Here is a 23,281-nt window from a genome sequence, read left to right as displayed (position 1 = left end):
AACGTACTTTTGATTATTAAGTTTTATGATTCTTCATATTAGGTTGGTAAAGGTATTGCTTGGGTTGGTTGTACTTGTTTTAGCATTATTAGTAGTTAATTATATTGGAGTGTTGGAAGGTGAAAGCCAACTATTATCTGAGTTGAATTCACGATTCTTAGTGCGTATGCGCTTGCTTAAACCCAGTGGTACTACTTATTTTATACCGGATGCAAGTGTATTAGGTTTAGATAGTTTTCATTTAGAAAAAAAGAAGTATTACTACAAAGTAGATTCTAATGGCTGTATAGTTACGGATGCCAATCACCAACATCCCGATTTGCAGATTGCATTCTTTGGAGGCAGCACGGTACAGTGTTTGTTTGTAGATGAGGGGAAACGGATGCCGGAAGTGTTTACGCGACATTTAGAAGCACTTACAGGAAAAAAGATAAATGTGTTTAATGCAGCGGCAGGTGGCTCTCATTCGCAGCATACTATAAATGTGTTGGTGAATAATCTATTTGATAAAAGGCTTGATTATGCTTTTTTCTATGCTAACTTAAATGATATTGGTGTGCTTGCTCATTATGGAAAGTACAACAATATGAATCCGGAAAAGGGTATTTTTTTTAATGTAGAAGCTTATGCAGCATTGAAAGGAAAATCAAGTGAAGGATTTTTGGGAGGAGTGAAGAATTATTTTGAAGCCATAACCGGAAAGACTGCTTACGATGAATTTAAGGACGTAAGAGGAAACCAACTTATTACAGATAGCACTATTGTACTTTCTCAAGTTGAGCAAGCATTAATACAAATTATAGCTATTTGTAAGGCACGGCAAATACAACCTGTTTTTGTAACAGAGGTTAATGTAATGAAAATGCTTAGTAAAAGTTGGTATTCTCGAAACATGCCAGTATTCCAACCCACCGATGAAGAATATCAGCAATTTTTAGTACTAATAACACAGTATAATAATTTAATAGTACGTCTTTGCCATGAGCAAAATATACAAGTAATAGATATGCGCAACTTTGATACCGGGTTTCAATATTTTTATGATGCAGTACATTTCAATACTAGAGGGTCAGAGAAATTTGGTACAGATTTGGCTAATAGATTTTACAAAGAGTATATGGCATTATGACGATATGGGTTCAATATGCCAAGTAAAATCGGGAATTGTCTTTACGGGTATTTTCTCAAGAATAAATCTAAGCCTTTCGTTTTGGCAATCTATTCCAAATGATAGTACTCGAACACGCTGTTCCACAATTTCATTATTAGAGTCAAAAACAATAATGTTTACAAAGTACCTGCCAATGTTTAAATAACGTGGGGGAATAAAGCAGGTGAAGGCTATAGTTTCGCTATTGAATGTAACATATTCTTGTTCGTTTGTTAAATAGGGTGATGTGGTGATAATTGTTTGATTTTGCGTGTCTGTAATATAAATTGTGGCCCCTACTTTTGAGGGTTTGTTTAAAAGGTAGAATTGGATGCTTAATCCATCTTCATAATCAATAGTTTTGTTTGCTATTGTATTATTACTCTGATTAAATATGGCACATTGGAGAATGTAATGTTCATCAGATTTTGAAGTTGCGTTGTATTGGGCAATATATGGTATTACTTCTGTGTTTGCATCAGGCTTAAACACTAGTTTTTCATTGTGTAATAAGTATTGGGGAACTATTTCTTGGGTTGCTCCAGTTAGGCGTATTTGCCCAGCATCTAGCCACATACATTTTCGGGTAAAAGAGAGTATATCTTTTAGATTGTGCGATGCAAATACTACGGTTGTGCCGCGCTCTACAATTTCATTTAATTTAGGGAAGCTCTTAGCCATAAAATATGCATCGCCAACTGATAGCACTTCATCTATAATAAGCACATCGGGTCTAAAGAAAAGTATTATAGACATGGCCAATCGCAAATACATTCCCATGGAATAGTTTTTGAGTGGCTCATTTATGTAGTCTTCTAATTCAGAGAATACTACAATATCTTTTATGAGTGTATCAATTTGAGACTTACTTGCGCCTAATAAAAGTGCAGCACTAATGCGGATGTTTTCTTCTCCACTTAAATCTGGATTAAATTCAGATCCAATATCTATAATTGAAAGTACATTGCCTCTAATAGAAACTTTTCCTGCTGTTGGCTTTATGATGCCACTCAGAATCTTCAATAAGGTTGTTTTTCCTGAGCCATTAGCTCCAATAATCCCCAATACTTCTCCTTCATGTAAGGTGAATGAAATATTGTTAAGCGCCATGCGTTTATCCTCGTTACTTTTTTGCGATTGCAGCGGGTATTTTTTGCAGAGTTGTTCACAATGGATGCTTACTTCAGGTAATTGCATTGTAGATTAAAGACTATTGACAAGTTTAATAAATTGATTGGTAGTTAGAGGTGTAAAATCGTATTCAAAAGATTCAGTAGTACTTGGCTTGGCAGAAGCGGGAAGTTTCTTAGCGTCTTCAAAAAAGGAGTTGTAATATTGGAGATAATCGGGTTGAACCTCGTAAACGGTCAGGTATCTGGGGTTGGAACTATTTGGAAAATAGATAGTGGGTACAGCTTCTTTATTAGTAATTGTACATAAAGCAGTAGGTCGTATTTCGCCACTAAGATTATTAGGGCTATAGTGTAAGATAGATTGATTAAACATGAGTGGTTCTCCTTCTTTTGCAAATACAGGTTGTAACAGTGCATTGATATGTTCCGTTACTTCGGAGTAAATGGAAGGTAAATTCATATGCCTATAGGTTGGCCTAATACGGTGCGATCCCTTTAAAAAATAGATGGCACCATTGGTAGGGCCAACATCCACTAATGGAATCCAGATTCCATACGATGCAAATTTATTTTCATCTACGGCATTCCAATCTTGATGAATACCTAGTGCGCTAACATGTTTGGCATCTTTTACTTGAAAAGCACTGATAAAACATTGGTAATTGATAAGAACCTGCTGTAAATATTCTGTAAGTATATCTTTTATACCTTGCTGAATGGCAAGTTTATATGCTAAATCAGGCGAGTGCACACTTACATAAAATCCCGGTATTGGTCCGGTAGGTACTGATGGATGGTATTTTTGATACAATAGTTTCAGCTCGTTTAGAATATATGCGGGTATAGTTGGCAGTTTTGTAAAGCCATCATTCGACAACTGATGTTGCAAAGTACTATCCTGTAAAATTGTATTGCCTGCCGGCATTTGTATTTGTATTGCCATGGTATATTCAGATACTTAAAATATCATTTAGTGAAGGTAGTGCAACGGTAAAGTTGGGAAGCGATGCTATTAATCTCCCATTAGGCGGTTGTTGGTTAGATTGAGTTAGTATGTTGGAGTATCGGTACATAAAATCATCTTGAGGTTCAATAAGTAGTAGTGGAGAAGATTCATTCTCTTGAAAACTTATTTGCAATGGAGCTTCGGTTGGTATTACCGTAAAACTTGAAATACATCTGTTTTGGTTGGTAGAGTTTGGAAAAGAGCCGTGGATAGTTTTAAGGTTAAAGAGTACGGCTTCTCCGGCTTTTAGAGGTATAATTGTAGCCTTATCTTTTACATCGTTATATGAATAGTTAAACATGTGTAAAAGCTTGCCGCCTCCTCTGTGTGGCATGTTTAGTTTATGGCTTCCTTTTATTACCCATAGTGTTCCATTTTCGAGCTGCGTATCTTGAAGCGGAATCCATACATTATATGATGCAAATTGGGATTCATCCACTACACTCCAATCGCTGTGCATATTGAAATAACCACCGGAATTAGCTTGCTTAATTATGAAAATATTGTTGAGCATTCTACAATTCTTAAAAGTGCGCTTTGTAGGCTCGCTTAGCAACTTTTCTAATACGCCTTTAATGTAAAACTTACGTTCTTCATTGGCAGAAAAAGTAGTCATGTGCATAGAGTTGAAGAACTCAATAAAATTAGATGCTTGCACTTCCGAATAAAAATGTTGTAATGCACTTAGTTCCTCACTGTTTAAGAATGGAACAACTGCAAAACCATCATTTTCGAGTTGCGCTTTTGTTTCGGAATTTACAACTATATCTTTCATAGCTATTAATTATTACTAGTGTTTTTTGAATTTGGGATTATTGCATTAAACAATGCACAAGTATTAGTAATTTGAGTAATCATTAAACCTTGGTTGTTCATTTCATATTCAATTATCATCACTTGGGGCTTAGGATGCATAATTAAGAGTTTTACTTGCATTTTATTACCTACTTGAACACTTTGTTGATGGTAAATTTGAAGCTTGCCAAGTGTTTTAAAAAAGAATTCTGCCAAGCAATCAAAATTGCTGTGTTCAAATTGTTCAGAATTAGAGAAATTCACCTTTAACTCATTACTTAAACAGTGAAAGGCGCTTTTTAAATCTTCTTTAGCCCGTTCACTGAAATGGCTACTTGTATTCTCTTGTTTTGATAGAGCAATCAACGGAAAAAGTATGTGGTGTGTTTTATAGGAAAAATACCATACCGTAAACATCAATGTTGATACAGCCACAAGTAAACAATACTTAATCATCGCAATATTTATTTAGGAGCATGCGGTTAGAAGTGTCTGCATAAGTGGTAATAAGCCCAACATGAAAATAGCTTTCGTAGTATCTATTCCATACAGAATTGTTTTGTTGGGTTTCGGGGTCGGGATAGTAATAAATGGAGTTAGGATAACTTTCTAAGTGCGGTAGTTTTACTGCTTCAGTTTGGTTCCTAGAGGCTTCTTCTAACACGGCAGTGCGTTGCATCATAAAGGTTTTGAAACGCTGCATATCACCACTTAAAAAATCTTTAGAAAACAATTGTAGATTTTTGTTTTGTGAAAGCGCTACTAGCAATACTATGCTGGTAAAAAGCATGTAATACTTATGGTTAAAGAGTGCGTAAAATTGTGAAACAAAAAGCAATACACACATTGCAAACACCAGCCCAATCAAAGGGCCAAAAATACGTATAGGGAAGTCTCCAATAATATTCTTGGCATAGTTGTAAACAGCAATCATACCTAATACCGAAAGGAGAGAAAAAAGTGCAATGACAACTTTGTGTTTAAGTGTGAATGCAACTTTAGTACGAATGCTCCATTTCTTATGCAATGCAGCCATAATTGCTATAGATATAATTACCTGTGGCGAAGCAACGGCAACCTGTAGTACATATAAAAAATGCTTGCCAATTTGGAGTAACAAATGCCATGTGAGTGGAGTTGTATTCTGTTCTACTCGCATTTGTGCACCCGGAGCTGTAACAAAAAATACAATACCTACTAGCCCGGTTAAGATGTGTGGCAAAATCCAAGTTGTAGTTTCTTTTCGGTATATGGAGGAATAGATAAAAAGCGATGACAACGAAATGGCGTACAGCGCTAGAAAGGTTTCATTAAAGCCAATAGCAATAACTAAGGTAATAGTTGCTACGATGTATTTAAGATTGGAAGGAGCGGTTGAGCATTGCAGCATTGCAACTATTTGCCCAAGCCAGTAGAAGTAAAAAATGAGTGGAAACAAGTAAACATAAGCACTTCCAACCCAGTATAAATTATTGTTTAAAACAGGAACTAAGGTGAAGAAGATAAAAATAGTTCCTAAACTCAGCAATAGTGCGTGATACTTTTTACGGTAAGTAAAGAATGAAGTAAGTAAGGTATAAAAAGAATGAACCAGCAGTAAGATAATCAAAGAAGACATCATGCTATAGCCTTGAATCCAGTTAAAAGTAAGTGGATTTAAAACATGGAGAATATTGGTGGAATAACGCCCATCGTAGATGGAAAAAAGATTTAGGAGTGTTGGAGCAAACCCAATATCTCTTGCCGAGGCAGAAAGCCACATATCTTCATCAATAGGATACGAAAACCAGCTACCTGCAAAGAATAAGAAGTACCCCCCAAAAAGTACAACACCAAGAGCGGTATATATCAAAGTGTCTAAGGCGGTATGTTTGGTGTTACTCATTTTAAATTAAAATCTAGGACCAGATATATCCTTTGTTGGAATTGTTGTCGTGGCAAACAAATCCGCCTAAAGTAATCCTGCTATTATTGCCCGCTATGCGTTCAATCCTGTGCCAGTAGTTACCTCCGTTAAAGATAACAAGACTACCTTTTTTAGGCATAACTTGTACAGCTCTTTCGCTATGGGGATCAATGGTAAATATACTGCCATCTCGCATTAGAAATTTTTCGTCATCTATTTTTTGTACCACTTCATTGTTGTCGAAATCAAACACGGTTAAAGCTCCTCCACTCTCCGGAGCTTCTAATACAACAAAAAAACTCCATTGGTAATCTATATCCATTGTTGGAGTGATGTTGTTGTAGAAAGTATTGGCAAAGGAGAATAGTGCTTTTTCACAATGTACTGTCATTTCACCTGTACCTGGAAAAAGTTCGCGTATGGTGCAGAAAGGGAACTCACCACCATGAGTGTAGTGTGGTACATATTCATATTCGGGGCAGTTGGTTATAGCATTCAAAACTGCTTTTAGTTTGGCATAAATGTCAATATTGAATTTGCTTGCAAAATTAGTATTGAACTGCGCAGAGGAGTAAAAAAAAGACCGCTCTAAGGCAACATCGTTATTATTATGAAATCTATATTGATACGCATAGATACTCAAAGGATACACTCTTCCTTGTTGGTTAGGGAGCGGAAATGTTTCTTCCTTAATATCCGTATATGTTTTTAATATACTGCATATTTCTTCGTGCGATAAAAAGTCTTCAATAACGGTGATAAATGGAGATGTTATGGATGGCGATGTAAATATAGAAGTGGTGGATAGCTGTTCTGAATTGTAACGATTTAGTTGAATCTTGTTCATTATTCCCTTTATTTGTTGCAAATAGTACAATCTATTTTCTGTAAATAAAAATATATGGCGCAAAGAGTTTTAACTTCTAGGGGTAACTACTTTATATATCTATGGTATCACTTGCTTGTAATTAAAGCATGGATAAATAAGGAGCAATTAGATTTCATGAATCTAGGATTTGTGGGTGCTTTAGAGAGTACAGTAAAAGAAACAAGTGAGGCAGATAAACTTCATAGACAAAGCTCTCTTTATTTAAAAGTATTCGAAGGTGCAAGAGATTCCATCAATCATGTATTGGAAGTTGGCTCAGGACTGGGCGGAGGAACTAATCTGGCAGCTAAGTATTTACCCGGGAAAGTGGTTTATGGTGTAGATAAATTGGCACTCTCGGTTGCTTATAGTAATTCAAAGTTTAAGAAAGATAATATTGAGTTTTTTAGAGCCACATCTGAAAATTTTCCATCGGTAATTGGGGATGTAAAATTTGATTTTGTGTTTAGCGTAGAAGCCTCGCAGCATTTTCCGGAGGAATCTAAGTTTTTTACCAATGTGAGTAATGCCCTTACTTCTAATGGAAGACTGCATTATGCAGATGTTTTTCGAGTAGAAGCGGTTGCAAAAGTAGAAACTGAGATGGAGAGAGCGAGTTTAGCTATTTTACATAAAGAAGATATTACAAGCGGAGTATTGCAATCTATAGATAGCAGTTCTACTTCCGGGGGTGTTATGGGGTATTTAGAAGATATACTGCTGAATAAGCAAGGTGTGAACTTTACAAAGGGTTCTGAGTTTCATAACCAATTGAAAGAAGGAAAACTTGTTTATATAAAGTACATACTTGGTAAAGCACAACAGACATAGTTTATGTCTTATTAGTTTGCAAAATTAGCAATGTAATAGCGCAATCCTGCAATGCTATCAAAAGCCATTCGATTGTTTTTTTCTATAAGGAAATAGGTGACCGATTTTGCAGGGGTAATGCTTAGCGGAGCCTCAACCATCAATGCATATTTGGGGTGGTGTTTTACTATGGGGTCGCCCTGCGCTTTTGCGAATGGTAAGTATAAACTATACAGAAAAAGACTATCGTTACGGAGCTGTGTAAATTCAGTGAGTAGTTGCCGATTAGATACCTTGCACAAGTCTGTTGCCATAGATATTTCATGTTGTACGGCACGCAGGTATTTTTCGGTATAGAAATCTTTTGTAATAGCTGTTGAATGCTTTAAACTTAAATATGTTTTATTAAGATGCGCTTGCGGTTGCCGATGTAGTATTGCAAGTAGTATTGCAAGTATTGCAACCCAACAAACTGTAACAACAAGCGATTTATAGATAGTGCTATTCACAGGTGTTGGTGGGTTTAAAAATAGTATCGCCCGGAAGGCGTAGTTCATCAATTTGAAAATACATTTCGTAGGCAAGATTCCAATCTTCATTTTCCCGATTGGGCAATAAATCGCCATGCAGCCAAATAGAAGCAGGCGGGGTTTCCATTTGCGGAAATTCTACTATAAGCGGAGTTTTTCCACACTTTTTTACTGAATCAATATCGCTATACAATTGTTGGTGGTTGGTGTATAGTTCTGCCAATTTCCCCGAATACAATTCTTGAACTATCAATCTAAAATTAGGAGCACTTGCTAGTACACTTAAAGGCAATAGAAGAGTAGTAATAGGTAGTAGCCATCGGTTAAAAAACACAGGTAAACCAAACCTACTGCACAAATATGGCAATAGAATAAATAAAGCTATGTAAGGAAAGAAAAGTACAATATTGAGAATACGAACCGGATACTCGCTGGAAGAGCCTATTGAAAGCAAGTAGGGTAACATAAATAAGAACGAGAAGAACTGTACGAAAACAACCAACCCTGCAAGGTGTTGGGCACTCCATTTTTGCAGTAATTGAGGGCGAAAATTTACAGATTGAAATACAACAGTGAGTGCGCAAAAGAGCAAAAGATTATAGATGCTGAAGATGCCTCTTATCCAAGCACTGCTATACATTTTTAAACCTACGAAGAGAAAATTGGAACCTTCGTATCTTTCGGCAAGGCTTCTGTGTATTTTCTCTGAACTAAATTTATTGGAAGGCATAAAATATATAAAAGCTAAGCAGGCTACCCCAATTATGCAATACGGTAGAACTGCAACGAGCCGTTCTTTATTTGCAGGAAAGCACAGCAGCAATGCCGCCAATAGTGTTATTCCATTTATGGGAATAAACAATTCGCTACTGCCAAACGATAGGATTAGGAAAGTTAAGCCGAAGAATGTAGTAAGTGGAGTTTTCCATTGGTGGTAGCGCAATAGTGTACCAACCCACAGCAGCCAAAAAATACAAGGATAGGTATAGGTAAAAGTGCTGCTCATGTAAAAGAGTGCAAAAGGTAAACTGGGCACCAAAGCCATATAGCTGCATGTAAGCAACAATGAAAGCAGCCATAGTTTTTTTGAAACAAGTATGCTTCCAAGAAAAAACCGTACCGCAAGTAGCAACAATAGAAAGCAGATGAGCGGAATAATAAAGAAGTGCTGATAAGAGCCTAAAGCTAAAGGGTTGAAAGCGTGCAACATATTTGCTGTGTAACGCGAATCAAAAAAGCATAAGATGTTTACAATTGAAGTTATCCTTCCTTGAAAACGCGGTGCATTACTAAGGGCAAAATCTTCGGCATTAGGTACGCTATACATAATAGCAGTTAGCAGGCATACTAATCCAATAACTGCCGAAATGCCCAACGATATATTTCCCCACCAAGTAAGATGTTGCTTATTCATTTGGGTCAATTACTTCAATATGAATTTTTTTATTTTCAAAGAAAGAGCGTCCATAAGTAGAGCAGTACTCAAAAGTATAAGCAGGATAACTCATAAAATGAAGTTTGCTGTATACCTTTCTTCCAGGCACATTTAATGGCTCATAGGTGGTTAAGAAAAAGTCGGGGAAGTGGCTAAAGAAACAGGTGTTTGTAAAAATGTAGTTGTTGTTTTCAAGTGGCTTTGCGGCATACTTTCTGAAGTATTCGTTTGAAACATACCTTTCAACACTCCGCATGGTGTATTTGTAGTGCTTCTCTGCAACCGAACCATCGGGTAATAGTACGCCAAACTTATCCAGCACTTTGCGCGGATATGTTATGCTGTTTAAGCTCTGTATATTTATTCCATATTGAAAACACAAAATACATAGTAAAAATGCGGCTGTCCATCGGCTTTCAATCCATTTAAATTTACTGAGTATAAACACTGCTCCCATTACCATAAAAGGATAATACATGTGCCATATTCTTCCATAAAATACCAGTATGTGGAAGTAATACACTGCCGTAGCATAAATAAGATAAGCCACCAAGCCGGATATAATTAAAATGGATACTGGAGAAGATGGCTTTCGTGTGAAAGAATAGATTGCTGCTAGTGCAAACAATGCAAGACATGCAATACCGGCAATACCTTCAATTTTGGTGAGGTAGAGCCAAGCAAAAAGGAAACCTTCTTGGTGAGAACCTTGATTGATGGTTTCGCTTATCTTTAAGTTTTCGCCAATGAAAGAATGCCCACCCGGATAAAAAATTATTTCGTACAAAATAAGTAGTGGCAGAAAGCCAATGGTAAAATGTTTGATGCGCTGAGTAACTGAAATTCTTTTAAAGTTATTGCCAAACAGCAGCCATATTCCTATAATAAATCCCATCATAAAATAGCCGTGATAAGTAGTAATGCCAAGCGCTGTAAGCAATCCGGCAAGTTGGATTCTTTTTATTTCGTTGGCGTTTGTATAAAGCAAGCACAAAAGTGCAGTTACGAAGAAGAGTAGCCCTAAGTCATAAGAAAGCAAGTGCCGGGTGTATAGGTTGAAGTTGATAAATACACCCAGCCAAAGTGTTCCGACAACCGATGGTATATATGCTATTTGAACTTGCCTGAGCAATACATAGAAAGCGAATAGCAGGCATAGCGATACGGTAATATTTACCAAGCCCAGTATCCAAAGTGCTGCAGGGCTGTGGCGTGGTTCATTGATGATAAAAGCAAACGCTCTGTGGAAGGGTACTTGCATCACTTTTAAAAATGTTTCTGTAGGCTTGCCTTCTGTAAGTGCTAAATGGTTGCTGAAATCGGCAAAGCGGAAATCTATAAGTGCATCGAATGCATTTTCGGCACAGTAGTAATCTACTTCATCGCTATCTTCTAAGTAGCCTTCTCCGCTTATTGCCAAGCGCCCAACCAGTAATATTGAAAGGACTAAAAAAAGCAGTCGATGCTTTTGGATATAGTTTATTGGCAGAAGTGTGTTTAGTTTCACAATGGGTAAAAGAAATTTTTTTTACTGTATGTTGCTATTGCATTCCGTATTTTTTTCAAGAAATTTCATAGTATCCAACATGTTTTATTGCTTAATTTTTTGCAATGCAAAAGGTTTCAATAGCGTATCTAAGAAATTCGTAAAAACTAGATGCCCTTCGTTGTTAAAATGAGAATCTATTGTTTGGTAATGTAGTTTTCTCTTTGTGTGGCGGCAGTATTGAAATGGAATATTCCCAAATACTTGTTGTGCACGCATAGTGTCGGGAATGGCATCTTCGCTTCCTGTGTGGTTTACGTCATCGCGTTGTGCAATAACGGTGTAAAGCACAGGTGTGTTGTATTTCCGGCAGGCAGTATCGAAACTATGTATGTGGCGCGCTGTAAACTCGGGTTGGTAATTTTGCTGCATTTGTAATAGTTGTTGATTCGATGCTTCTACTATTGGATGCTTAACCAAGTTTGCTTTAAGAAGACCACCCCAAGTTAAAGATGTTAGAGCGCTTTTTGCCATTATTGAATTAAAAGCATTGTGCTGCGTATTAGGTATTTCTAGCAGAGATTTGTAGTAACGGTAGCAAGTAGTAAAATCCATAAATTCTCCGTGAGGCGCACTAATAAAAAAACCTGCATTGCTCATATATTCATGTGGATGCATGTGTTGTGGTGTGCGATTGTAGGGCATGTAATCATTCCCTTCATAAAAGCACATCACCACAATGTCGGGTTTAATAATGGGAATATATTTTTGGGCAATGGCTGCATACTGGGCAGGATCTGTGCCGGGAATTCCTGCTGCATATATCATATAGCCTTTTGCCAGTAAGTTGTCGGAGAATGATGCATGAAAAGGTGATGCACTATAGCCAAATACATAAGAGTCGCCAATGAGCAACACTTTTAGCTTATCGGTTGAGTCGTTGTTGAATCCTATACTTCTAAACCCGTCTGTATTAAATGGGTGGTTTACATATTTAAGTATTGCTTGTTGCCATGTATTGATGGCACCATTTTTTTTAATTGAATTGAAAGTGTCTTTTAATAAACTCGTATGTGTATTATTCGTACGATAGTTGTGTAGGATTCTGCTGAAGTTTCGACAGCATTTAGGATTCTGTATAGAAACAAAATCCTGCATACATTGGTCTAGCTTGTCTTGTGCTATAAAAGTATTGTTGAACTCAGCTGTGTTTATGGTATTTGGTTCGGAAATAAAGTAATGCCAAAGCGTATCGCTTACCCAAGGGCTAAGTTTGTAAATTCCGGCTTCGTCAGTAATGTAGTTTTTGTATAAAAAAGGTGAGTCCACCACTTTAAAATCTTTACTAAGAATATAAGTGCCGGGGCGCGCGCCTGCCATGCGTAATCCTACTTCGGCAAGAAGTAATGCAATGGCTGTAACCATTCCTGCAAGCACTAAGTTTTTTGTAAATTTACTAACAGCCATTTTTGTACTATGTGGTTGAAATCATTGTGTGGCAAAGTTCATGCAGCCACAATATACTTGTATGCGTTAAAGATGTGCAATAATAAATTAGTGCGATGTACAGAATGCCAAAAAATAAAAGATTTTTACCACTGCATAGGCAATGAATATACTTGGCATAAATGGTTTAGGTATTAACCCCGCAGCATGTTTGTGGCAGGCAGGTAAACTTACTGCCTTAGCTGCCGAGGAGCGTTTTACAAGGCAGAAAGAAAGTTTTGGAATGATGCCTGTTGGGGCAGCAGCATGGTGTTTGCAGCAAGCAAAAATTTCGTTGGAGCAAATAGATGCTATTGCCTTTGGTTGGTACGCACCTCGCTACCAATTTTATATGCCATTTTTTGTGGCTAAAACTGCTTTGCAATATGCTTCGTTCAACAGCGATAAAGGTGCTTTTAAAAATGCATTGGAGCAACTTGCAAAATACAGACCTGCTGCTGTAAGAAGTGCATTGGGTAAGATGTGTAAAGCTATTGATGCAAATGTAAAAGTGCCACCAGTTTATTTTTATCGGCATCATTTAGCCCATGCTGCCAGCGCGTATTTTGCTTCGGGTATGGAGCAGGCACATATTATTGTAGTAGATGGCAGCGGAGAAGATAAGTGTACTACAATTTTTTCGGCACAGGGTGAAGAAATTACACAAGTAGAAACAATGCAAATTCCACATTCGCTGGGATGGTTTTATCAAAGTATTACTGAATGGCTTGGCTTTACACCCAATAGCCATGAAGGCAAAACAATGGCACTTGCTGCCTATGGTAAATACGATGCCGATACCATGTTTAAGTTACAGCAAATGCTTTCTATAGATACAGATGGTGCATATAGCTATAATCCACGCTTTAGCTTTGCGGGAAAACATACCACAGGAAGTGTTTATAGCACTAAATTAGAGGCTTTGTTGGGTAAAGCGCGAGCAGCTAATTCGGCACTGTTGCCATATCACTATAATGTAGCCTATGCAGCCCAAAGTTTAATAGAATCGGCAATGCTAGGATTGCTTAAAAGAGTAACTAAACTGCCCAATTTTAATGGAAATATATGCTTGGCAGGCGGAGTGGCACTTAACTGTAAAATGAATGGCATATTAGCTGCACACCCGGCAGTTAAAAATGTTTTTGTGCCTCCGGTTTCTAGCGATGATGGCACTGCACTAGGTGCAGCAATGCTGCATGCAAAGGCTATGGGTATTAATCACCGTTTAAGCATGCAGCATGCATATTACGGCCCCTCTTTTTCCGATAAAGAAATTGAACAAGCATTGCGACAAACCACCATGCCATTTAGCTTAGAGCCTTGCATTGAAAAAACTGCGGCAAGTGCATTGGCACAAGGCAGAATAATTGGCTGGTTTCAAGGTGCAATGGAAGCAGGTGCACGTGCATTGGGAAACCGTTCTATTTTGGCTCATCCGGCAATAGAAGGTATGAGCAATAAAGTAAATTTACAGGTAAAGAATCGAGAGGCATGGCGACCCTTTGCTGCTTCTATTTTGTGCGATGCTAAAGACCGCTTACTCATACATGCGCAACATGCTCCTTTTATGACCATTGCGTTTTCTACCACAGCCGAAGCGCAACAACTTATTCCCGAAGCCATACATACAGATGGAACCACTAGGCCTCAATTGGTAACTCCCGAAGCCAACTATTTATACCATCGCTTAATCAGTGAGTTTGAAAAGCAAACAGGTATTCCTGCACTTCTCAATACTTCTTTTAATGATAAGGAAGAACCTATTGTGTGTACACCAGAGCAGGCCGTAAAAACTTTCCTTTCTACCGGATTAGATGCCTTGGCAATTGGCAATTATTGGCTGCAAAAAGATAATACATAATGAAGTGCTTTTCTCCTCTTGCGGTTATTGTTGTTATGCTTATTGCAGTTGGCTGCTATCGCGATAAAACGCATAGCCATACTTCTCTTTCTATGATGCATTTGCATACATTATTGCAGCCTGCACATCGGGCATCAGATACAACTGTGTTTACTACATTCCCTATTCCAACTATTATGCCCGATACTTTGTTTCGTAATTTGCCATATAGTTTTTCGGAAGCGGAGAACCTTATTCAACAGCATTTTGCACAAGTAGATTTGTTTCCAATTCCTGAAACTTCAAAGCAATATAGCAAAGCATTATTGGTGGCAGATTTTGTATATGCCGCATTTAGTTATCGTTTTTTGGGCGATAGTTTAGGCATCAACAACGATTCGTTGAGCGATGCAAATTGGAATAAACTTTCAATAGAAGAGCGCTATAATTTGGGAGTTTACAACCATAAAGCTGTGTATTGTGAAGGCAGGGCACAATTTTATGCAGACTGTGTACGGCATTGGTTGAAATTACATACGCAAATGGTGAGTAAACCCGGAGTGCATACGTTTCCATTAACCGCTATTGATGGCGAGTGGTATTTGATAGATCCTTACGATCCATTTGTGGTTGCCGATAGCCTAAACGATTTATTGTTGAATTATGAAGCATGTTGTAATAGCAAGAGTGCAGTGCGTATTTTTAGATCGAAACATGTTTTTGGAAATTCCAGAGAGTTAATATCCATACCGCTTTTAATGCAGCAAGATGGCCTTGCTCGAATAGAAAATGTAGTTAGCTATACGCAGCAAATTGCCGATACTTTTCGTGCGGCTTATGGCACAGTGGCATTGAGTAAAATGAGACTGCCCAATTTTTATAGGGCACAGCCAATGCCTATTGCCAATAGGCGGTTTGGTTATAGCTTAGCACTTTCGTATCGCCCAGATAAAAAGGATTTAGATATAGCTTATCTCCAGCAGTTCTATTGCTTTTGAAGCGGTTGAATTTTCTTCCATTTGTTCATTATTTGTTTGAAGTTTATGGTGGCTGCTGCAAGTATTACGTTGATATTGTCTTCAAAGATGCCTCTGTAGTAGTTTCGGGATAATCGATGGTCTTGTTTAAGATGGCTGATTTTGGGTTTTCGCCTGTTGGAGTCTTTACGGAGTTTTGTTTTTGATGTGCTGTGTCGGTAGTGCCCTCTTTTTTGGATTCGTCTTCATCATTCACCCGAATATTTTCTTTAAGCATCAACTCAATGCCTTCTTTGCTTATGTGCTTGTAGAATTTGGGAACACACTGCTCTTTGGTTGCAAACTAAATGAGAGGCATCTCTAATTAGTTTCAGGCGGTCTTTTCTATGCTGCCGCCAATAGCTTACATTCGGCAGTTAATAAGCAGATAAGGATGCAACAGTTTTATTCTCTGATATTTTTTTGGATGCTAATGTGTGGTCAGGTGTTTGCCCAAGGCAATAGGCTTGTAATAACCTCAAGTGTGCCAACAGAAATGACGGTGTGCGGAGAGCAGCAAACCTTTACACTTCAACTTTACAACCCTTCGCCCAATTTACTTACCAATGTTTCGGTGGCAGTAAATATGCCCAGCGGTTTAATTTATGTTGCGGGAACAATAACCGGTGCCACCGAGCAAAATATTTCAGATTTAAGCAATCCGGTTTTTGCCATCACCGATATTGCCACACTCACCAATCGCACCATTACTTTTTCGGCAGGTGCCGGCTGCGATGTGATGGCTTATATGGCAGCAGGCCTGCCCGCGCGAAACATTGCAAGGGTAAATTACACTGCTAATGGTTTTAATACTTTTGATAGCGACACTTCATTTACCTATCTTATCAAGCAACCGAATGTTTCTATCACCACTGTTACCAATCAATCTTACTCGGGTAATGTGGGTGATACTTATACGCGCTGCATCACCATCACCAATGGCGGACTTGGCGCACTTTCGCAGTTTGTTTTTACCGACCAACATGATAACGGTATTCAAATCAATAGCATCAATCGCGGTACAAGAGTTACACAGGGCAACACCGAGATTGTAACATTGGGTACTGCAGATTTTACTACCATTGGCAATGGAAATGCTTTGTTTGAATCGGGCGAAAACATAGTGATTTGTGAGAATGTAACCGTAACTAATTGCGTGGCAGTTTCATCTGCATTCACAGCGGGCTGGGGGTGCAATAATCAGGTTTGTCAATCCTCTAATTCAAGTGCCAATGTGGTGTTTCCAAACCTTACACCCAATCTTGTTGTAGCCCACACCCCATCGCAAAGTGCGTGTTATGGCATGGGCACTGCCAACCTGCAAAAACTTGCCATCCGCAACACAGGGCTTGGGCAGGCAACCAATGTTTCTATCAATGTGTTTAATTCCACCGGAACAACATTTGCGGCAGGTATGCAAACTGCAATGGACATCAGCAGTTTCACCTATCGCATCAACAATGGCGCACCGCAAGCATTCACGCCAACAGTAAATGGCTTAAGTGGAAATTATGCCTGCCTTGCCGGAATGCGCACGGGGAATGTTACCATCAGCTTACCACCCATCAATGCGGGTGATTCAATCATTGTATTGTGGAATTCATTTTCGTGCTGTCAGGATGATTGCGCAGGCACGGGAGTTGGTGCCGGAACAAGTGCAGGATGGAGTTATCAAGGAAGCTACAGCAACATTTGTCAAAACAACTACATCATACCGCGTACTTATGCGCGCTCTTATGATCAACTCTATTCCGACTTTACAGATAATAATTCTCCGGCAACTATCGCCAACGGGCAAACCCGCACCTTTAGTTTTGCTTTTGTAAATGATAATAATGGTTATGTGAATCTGTCAAGCCGCCAATGGCGCTATGTGGTAACATTACCCAACTGTTTGAGCTATGCGGGCAATGCGCGCATTGTTCATGCCAATGGAGTAGATGTGTGGAACCCTGCAAGTGTTACTACAGCGGGCAACACCATCACCATTACCTTTAATGGCAATCCGCCTTTCAACCGCACCAATGGCGATTTGCGATTTGATTTAACTGCCAACTGCGCAAGCTGCGGAAACACCGGTGGTGTGGGAACCATTCGCGTGGAAAGTTTTTTCATCAGCGACCCGAATTGCGCATGTAACCATAGGGTTGCTTGTATCAATCATCCAATAACAGTGGTGTGCCCTACCACCTGCGCGGGCATGAATGTTTCGGGTTTTAATATTGGAAGAACGAACTATGGATTGCGCGATGATAACAACGATGGTGTGCCTGAAGCGGGAGTGGTGAGTTTGAATTTGATTCGCACAGACAGGGCAATGTTTGGCGATACCGTGTCTGCACATTTCAGCGGAACGGTGAATGGCAGTTATCAATATCTTTTTGCACAATCGGCAATCACCAATGGCAACAATTACCTCACCTTTATAGATGGTGAACTCATCATCACCCGTGGGGGAATAACCTACACCTGCGCATCACCAACACCCACTGTTACCAATGCAGGAAACACCCGAACTTTCCGTTACAACCTAAGCGCAGCAGGTTTGATTGCTTCGGGTTGCGTGCCTGCGGGCTTTACTTTTCAAACAAGCGATGTGGTGGATTTTCGTCCGCGTTATAGAGTAACACAAAATACAGGCGGTGCTGTTCTTTTATGCAGGGTTACCAATGAATTTTTTGCCAGCGACATTGCCAACCCAACACTGCCTGCCAACAAATTTTTCTGTAATAATTATGATGGAGCGTTTTCGATTGTGGGTTACTACTACACCAACTGGGGACCCAACAGTTTTGTGGTGAACACCTGCAACACCGTTACGCTCACCAACAACTATTACCTCAGTGTGGGTCCTTGCTGTCAGCAATATGCTGGGGGCAATATGTTTCCTTTTGAATATCGCTATTGGGCACATCCGCAAATGTTGCGCGTAGTTCCACCAACCGGCTACACTTTTGTTTCGGCAAGGTTTAATCACGTCCGCACCGCGGGTTCACAAGTAACCAACACTTCTGCATGGCAACCTTTAACACCTTCCAATAATTCTCCCGACACTTTAGAGTTTGCGGTGGAGCAATATTTTTCGCGCTTTGGTGGAGCTTTTCAGGAAAGCGATGATGGTTTTTACGGAACGCTGGAAGTAACGCTGCAACCCACTTGCAGGGTGGTGCAGAATGTGGCATCAAACGTAGTGTATGACTGGTTTTTTGGCGAGAGTGCAAACTTGATAGGCACCAACACTGCCAATGTGAGTTCGCGTGGCGATTTGGATTTCATCACCTATCAGGGTCCCGATTTGTTTTTGCAATCGCAACTACCATCGGTACTGGCGCAGGATGCCACAGCAAGTTGGGAAGTTTCTATTTCCAACACTACAGCTTTTGCTGCCGAAAATGTTTTTGTGGCTGCTCCGCAAATTTCGGGTGTTGTAGTGGTGGAGGTTTTTGATGTAACAAACAATACCGTGGTGAACCCAACTGCGGGCGGAATTTATCAGTTGGGTCAAGTGGTAGGAAGCGGCATTCGAAACTTGCGCATCACCGCAAGCTACACTTCCTGCGCGCCCGATTCGGTGATTGTTCATGCAGGTTGGAATTGCGGCAATTATCCAACAGACCTTGCCAACTATCCATGCAATACTGACCGCATCAGGCTAACGCTTTCGCCACAAATTCCTACCCTCATTGCTAACATCACCAGCCCTTCAGGCACGGTGGATTTGTGCGACACAGCTACCTATATTGTAGAAGGTGTAAATATTCAATTGGGCACTGCTTACGATTTAAAGTTGCGCGTAATTCTTCCACCGGGAGTCATCATCACTCCGGGAAGTTCGCAGTTGAGTTATCCTCCGGGTGCACCATATATCAGCATCCCAAACCCCACTTTCATTTCAGGAACTTCTTATGAGTGGGATTTATCAGCCATCAGTGCAACCCTTGGAACCGATGGTTTGAAAGGCATTTTGCAAACCACTTTAAACAATGTGAAAGTGCGCTTTAGCGTACGCACTGATTGCGACTACACTTCGGGAAGTTTGATAGGTTTTAATTTTAATGGCAGAAGCGCATGTGGGCTTTACACCGGGCAGGAAATTTCGCTTTCATCGCAATTAGCTGTAACTGGTGCCGATAAGCCTTATGATGCAGAAGTGCATTTGAACAGCACCTATATTTCGCCATGCGTAAGTTCAACACCCATTACCGTAACGGTTAAAAACAACGGGCCGCTTGCTACCACAAATTTAGATTCGGTAGTGGTTGTGTTGCCTCGCTATGCCACTTATGTAAGCGGAAGTTTTTCTGGCATTCACAACACTCCGCCTGTGGCTTCGTTCAGTCAATATGTGTTGAATAATCTACAGCACATTGCCTGGCAACTGCCTGATGGAATTGTTGCCGGTGACAGTATTAAATTTTCGGTGCAGTTTGATGTGGTGGCAGATAGCTTGGTTTGCGGTATAGAAACCATTGATGCTTTTACTGTGAGTGCTAAAAATTTACTGTGCATTCAAAATAGTCAAAGCTGCGGCATCAAGGTGAGAACTGGCGACACCACGCTTCCAATTTATGTGTACAAAGCGAGTTTGGAATTCACTACGTTGAATGCTGTGGCTTATACTGCGGGAAGCAATGCCGAGCGATTGGAAGTGAACGGCAGTCTTTACAACTTTGGAGAAACCATTACGCAAGGAAAAGGTTTGGTGGTGAAATACTATCGCGATGCCGATGGCAACAATGTGTTTTCGGGAGCAGATGTGTTACTGCACACCGATACTGTTTTAGATGAAATTACCTCGGCTGCTGCATACAACTTCAATACCTCATTTAATGTGAATGCAGGCAATGGTTGCAACCTAATTGCCTTGATTGAAACCAACGCCAATCCTTGTGTTTGCAGTGCAGCAGAAATTTTCACTAATAACATTTCTTACCTCAATGCCGGGAATGACAGCGCATTTTGTTCAGGTGGCGTAATACCAATTGGTGTGGTAGATGTAGCGGGCCATCAGTATTCATGGAATCCTGCAATAGGTGTTGCAGATGCAGCTTCGGGCTTCACTACTTTCAGCGCAAATAATTTTACGACTGCTGATATTCAGCAACCGCTTGTGCTCACCACCAACCGCATCAACTGCACCACAAGTGATACTTTAATTGCAACCATCCACCCGAGAACTTTCCTCACCATAGCCAATCTTCAGCCTGAGTATTGCGTGAACTATGCTGCACAAACGTTGTTGCTCACACCCGTTGGCGGCACTTTGAGCGGCACTGGAATTTCAGGAAATGATTTTGTTCCGGCAGTTGCTGGCGCGGGTAATCACACCATTGCTTACAGTTTCACCGATGCCAATAATTGCGCATGGGATACCACAGAAAGCACCATTGTTCATCCGCTAACACCAACCAATTTCAGCGGCTTGGCTCCTGCATATTGCGTAGATGCTGCAACAATTGCTTTAACTGAAAATCCTGTTGGCGGAACTTTTACAGGCGCAGGAATTGCAGGGAATAATTTTTCAGCGAATGTTGCGGGTGTAGGCTCACACAACATTATCTACACTTTCACCAATGCCAATAATTGCACCAATGCCGACACACAAACTGTTCAGGTGAATGCACTTCCGGTGGTTTCGTTCACAGGCTTGAATGCTAGCTATTGTAATTATGCAGGAAGTGTTGCGCTGCAGGGAACTCCGGCAGGCGGTTTGTTTTCGGGTGCGGGAATTTCGGGTGGTGATTTCAGCATGAATAGCGCAGGTGTTGGAGTGCATGAAATTGTGTATGCATTTACCGATGGTGCAGGCTGCTCTGCCAGCGACACGCAGCAAACTGAAGTGTTTGCTTTGCCAATTCCTTTTGCCGGAAACGACACAGCCATTTGCTTGAATCAGTCTGTACAATTAAATGCAATAGGAGGAGGAAGTTATTTATGGAGTAATGGATTTGCCGGTGCATCGCAAATTGTATCACCACTTGTTACCACACAGTTTAATGTTACAGTTACCGATGCCAACAATTGCATGGCTGCGGATAGCATGATAGTTACAGTGAATCCTTTACCTTTAATTGCGTTAACGCCAACCAATGTTTCGTGTAATGGTTTTGATAATGGAAGCATAGCTGCGAATGTGAACAGTGGTACACAGCCATTTACTTATATATGGAGTAACAGCGCAAACTCAAGTGCCATCACCAGTCTTTCGCCCAATAATTATTCATTAACCGTAACTGATGTAAATGGATGTGCCGACACTTCTGATGCAACGATTACTGAGCCGACTTTACTCACAAGCGCAGAAATTCAAAACGATAGTGTGAGTTGTTTTGGTAGAAGCGATGGCAGTTCAACCCTGCAAATTGCGGGCGGCACAACACCATATACCATTGTTTGGAACAGCAATCCCGCGCAACAAACAGTTGCGCTTTCTAATGTGGTTGCGGGTACTTACATTGCAGGTATCACCGATGCAAATGGCTGCGCTTTGTCTGACACAGTTTTGATTGAAGAGCCTTCATTGCTTACAGCAACTATTCAGAATGTGGTGAATCTGTTGTGCTTTGAAAATCCGCAAGGCAGCGCAGAAGTGGTGGCGCAGGGAAGCATTCCGGGTTACACTTACAACTGGAGCAGCACACCTCCTCAACAAACTTCGGTGGTGCAAAATCTTCCGGCAGGCAACATTGCAGTTACCGTTACCGATTATATCGGCTGCACCGCAACTGCTACAGCAAATATCACTCAGCCTACGCTGTTGCAGATTGTATTATCCGATTCCACTCAACCGAGCTGCTTTGGCGAAAGCAACGGCTCTATTTTGGTGAGCGCCAGCGGTGGTGTTGCGGCTTACAACTATCAATGGAATTTCGATAGCACCTTGAACAGCACAAACGCACAAAACATTCCGCAAGGATTTTATCAGGTAACGGTGGTTGATGCCAACGGTTGCCGCGACTCGCTTGCTTTGAATTTGCCCGATCCAAACCTTTTGACGGTGAGCATCACCCACACCGATTTGAGTTGCTATTTATCGAACGATGGAACGCTCAACACTACGGTGGGCGGAGGCAATGGCGGCAACAGCTATCAATGGAACAGCGCAAGTGTTTTTGGCAGTAGCGGCAGCAATCTTGCAGCAGGAAATTATTCGGTAACAGTTTCTGATATTAACGGTTGCACCGCCACCGATGCCACCGGTATTTTGCAACCCGATGAAATCATCATCAGCATGTTGCAAGACACCACCGTGCGCCTGGGGCATGCGGTGTTGATTCGCAACAAAGTGGTTGGCGGTGTTGGTGCCTACAGTTTTGAATGGACACCAACGAAAAATTTGAATTGCGCCAACTGCGAATCGCCTGTTGCATCTACCATAGAAAACATCGATTATGAATTGTTGGTAACCGATGCCACCGGCTGCACTGCCGCAGGTGAAGTGCGTATTTTTGTGTTGCTGGATAAGCAGCTTTACATCCCCAATTTGTTTTCGCCCAATGGTGATGGCAGCAATGATGTGTTTGGCATTTTCACAGATGACCTTTCGGTGTTGCAATTCAGCCTGAAAATTTTCAACCGATGGGGTGAAAAAGTATTTGAAAGCAACGACTACCACCAAGGGTGGGATGGCTACTTCAATGGTGAACTTTCACCTTCCGAAAATTATGTTTACGAAACATCCATCACTTTTGTAGATGGGCAAACTGAGAAGAGAAAGGGCAGTGTGTTGTTGGTTCGATAACAAATTGTTTTACCAATAGGGGACATCAAAAAAAATTTAACCACATAGTTACATAGTTGAATACTATTTTAGCAATGTTT

Annotated in this window: 15 protein-coding genes; 5 read left to right on the top strand and 10 right to left on the bottom strand. The window is 40.3% G+C overall.

All coding sequences use genetic code 11. The annotated features are described in order from the left end of the window. The first annotated feature begins 25 nt into the window (after nucleotides 1-25). Complete coding sequence (locus KF872_07015) at nucleotides 26-1,129, top strand: SGNH/GDSL hydrolase family protein (protein ID MBX2903292.1); 1,104 nt, start codon at nucleotides 26-28, stop codon at nucleotides 1,127-1,129. Here the strand turns inward: KF872_07015 and KF872_07010 are convergent. From KF872_07010 to KF872_06985, 6 genes are read right to left on the bottom strand one after another with little or no spacing between them, the layout of a single operon-like run. Further along, nucleotides 1,124-2,347: an ATP-binding cassette domain-containing protein gene (locus KF872_07010; protein ID MBX2903291.1), complete on the bottom strand. Its 1,224-nt coding sequence runs from the start codon at nucleotides 2,345-2,347 to the stop codon at nucleotides 1,124-1,126. The genes KF872_07015 and KF872_07010 overlap by 6 nt on opposite strands. A 6-nt stretch (nucleotides 2,348-2,353) precedes the next feature. Beyond that, entirely contained in the window at nucleotides 2,354-3,226 is an 873-nt protein-coding gene (locus tag KF872_07005; protein MBX2903290.1) for a phytanoyl-CoA dioxygenase family protein, read from the bottom strand. 7 nt (nucleotides 3,227-3,233) lie between these two features. Continuing rightward, on the bottom strand, nucleotides 3,234-4,064 hold the full coding sequence (locus KF872_07000; protein MBX2903289.1) for a phytanoyl-CoA dioxygenase family protein: 831 nt from the start codon (nucleotides 4,062-4,064) through the stop codon (nucleotides 3,234-3,236). 5 nt (nucleotides 4,065-4,069) lie between these two features. After that, nucleotides 4,070-4,519, bottom strand: a complete 450-nt coding sequence (locus KF872_06995) for a hypothetical protein (protein MBX2903288.1) — start codon at nucleotides 4,517-4,519, stop codon at nucleotides 4,070-4,072. Nucleotides 4,520-4,532: 13 nt separating this feature from the next. Further along, nucleotides 4,533-5,969: a hypothetical protein gene (locus KF872_06990; GenBank protein MBX2903287.1), complete on the bottom strand. Its 1,437-nt coding sequence runs from the start codon at nucleotides 5,967-5,969 to the stop codon at nucleotides 4,533-4,535. Between the two features lie 13 nt (nucleotides 5,970-5,982). After that, entirely contained in the window at nucleotides 5,983-6,837 is an 855-nt protein-coding gene (locus KF872_06985) for a 2OG-Fe(II) oxygenase (protein MBX2903286.1), read from the bottom strand. A 156-nt stretch (nucleotides 6,838-6,993) separates the two neighbouring features. On the opposite strand from KF872_06985, the gene KF872_06980 reads away from it, so the two are divergent. Further along, a complete protein-coding gene (locus KF872_06980; protein ID MBX2903285.1) occupies nucleotides 6,994-7,689 on the top strand; it encodes a class I SAM-dependent methyltransferase in 696 nt (231 codons plus the stop codon). Between the two features lie 11 nt (nucleotides 7,690-7,700). Here KF872_06980 and KF872_06975 read toward each other — a convergent pair whose 3' ends face one another. The 4 genes from KF872_06975 to KF872_06960 all read right to left on the bottom strand — a co-directional run bounded on the left by KF872_06975 (nucleotide 7,701) and on the right by KF872_06960 (nucleotide 12,586). Then, nucleotides 7,701-8,177 (bottom strand): hypothetical protein, encoded by a 477-nt coding sequence (locus tag KF872_06975; GenBank protein MBX2903284.1) that lies wholly within the window; start codon nucleotides 8,175-8,177, stop codon nucleotides 7,701-7,703. Continuing rightward, nucleotides 8,170-9,612 carry a hypothetical protein gene (locus KF872_06970; protein ID MBX2903283.1) on the bottom strand — a complete coding sequence of 481 codons (1,443 nt, stop codon included), beginning with the start codon at nucleotides 9,610-9,612 and terminating at the stop codon, nucleotides 8,170-8,172. The genes KF872_06975 and KF872_06970 overlap by 8 nt, the downstream gene beginning before the upstream one ends. Further along, on the bottom strand, nucleotides 9,605-11,140 hold the full coding sequence (locus KF872_06965) for a hypothetical protein (GenBank protein ID MBX2903282.1): 1,536 nt from the start codon (nucleotides 11,138-11,140) through the stop codon (nucleotides 9,605-9,607). The genes KF872_06970 and KF872_06965 overlap by 8 nt, the downstream gene beginning before the upstream one ends. 84 nt (nucleotides 11,141-11,224) lie before the next feature. After that, nucleotides 11,225-12,586 (bottom strand): hypothetical protein, encoded by a 1,362-nt coding sequence (locus KF872_06960; protein ID MBX2903281.1) that lies wholly within the window; start codon nucleotides 12,584-12,586, stop codon nucleotides 11,225-11,227. Nucleotides 12,587-12,728: 142 nt separating this feature from the next. Between KF872_06960 and KF872_06955 the strand changes: the two genes are divergently transcribed. From KF872_06955 to KF872_06945, 3 genes are all read left to right on the top strand, one after another. Beyond that, nucleotides 12,729-14,465 (top strand): hypothetical protein, encoded by a 1,737-nt coding sequence (locus KF872_06955; GenBank protein ID MBX2903280.1) that lies wholly within the window; start codon nucleotides 12,729-12,731, stop codon nucleotides 14,463-14,465. A gap of 35 nt (nucleotides 14,466-14,500) precedes the next feature. Next, nucleotides 14,501-15,442, top strand: a complete 942-nt coding sequence (locus tag KF872_06950; GenBank protein ID MBX2903279.1) for a hypothetical protein — start codon at nucleotides 14,501-14,503, stop codon at nucleotides 15,440-15,442. A 412-nt stretch (nucleotides 15,443-15,854) separates the two neighbouring features. Beyond that, nucleotides 15,855-23,201: a gliding motility-associated C-terminal domain-containing protein gene (locus tag KF872_06945; protein MBX2903278.1), complete on the top strand. Its 7,347-nt coding sequence runs from the start codon at nucleotides 15,855-15,857 to the stop codon at nucleotides 23,199-23,201. Nucleotides 23,202-23,281: the final 80 nt, after the last annotated feature.

This window comes from Chitinophagales bacterium, assembly GCA_019638515.1.
GTDB lineage: Bacteria > Bacteroidota > Bacteroidia > Chitinophagales > LD1 > UBA7692.
This window is presented reverse-complemented; position numbering and strand designations above follow the sequence as displayed.

Bases quoted from the DNA above. Each gene is read 5' to 3' on its own strand.
- KF872_06960 (MBX2903281.1), bottom strand. From the start codon at position 12,586: ATGGCTGTTAGTAAATTTACAAAAAACTTAGTGCTTGCAGGAATGGTT.
- KF872_06945 (MBX2903278.1), top strand. From the start codon at position 15,855: ATGCAACAGTTTTATTCTCTGATATTTTTTTGGATGCTAATGTGTGGT.
- KF872_06985 (MBX2903286.1), bottom strand. From the start codon at position 6,837: ATGAACAAGATTCAACTAAATCGTTACAATTCAGAACAGCTATCCACC.
- KF872_07015 (MBX2903292.1), top strand. From the start codon at position 26: ATGATTCTTCATATTAGGTTGGTAAAGGTATTGCTTGGGTTGGTTGTA.
- KF872_06955 (MBX2903280.1), top strand. From the start codon at position 12,729: ATGAATATACTTGGCATAAATGGTTTAGGTATTAACCCCGCAGCATGT.
- KF872_07010 (MBX2903291.1), bottom strand. From the start codon at position 2,347: ATGCAATTACCTGAAGTAAGCATCCATTGTGAACAACTCTGCAAAAAA.
- KF872_06980 (MBX2903285.1), top strand. From the start codon at position 6,994: ATGAATCTAGGATTTGTGGGTGCTTTAGAGAGTACAGTAAAAGAAACA.
- KF872_06970 (MBX2903283.1), bottom strand. From the start codon at position 9,612: ATGAATAAGCAACATCTTACTTGGTGGGGAAATATATCGTTGGGCATT.
- KF872_06950 (MBX2903279.1), top strand. From the start codon at position 14,501: ATGCTTATTGCAGTTGGCTGCTATCGCGATAAAACGCATAGCCATACT.
- KF872_06990 (MBX2903287.1), bottom strand. From the start codon at position 5,969: ATGAGTAACACCAAACATACCGCCTTAGACACTTTGATATATACCGCT.
- KF872_07005 (MBX2903290.1), bottom strand. From the start codon at position 3,226: ATGGCAATACAAATACAAATGCCGGCAGGCAATACAATTTTACAGGAT.
- KF872_07000 (MBX2903289.1), bottom strand. From the start codon at position 4,064: ATGAAAGATATAGTTGTAAATTCCGAAACAAAAGCGCAACTCGAAAAT.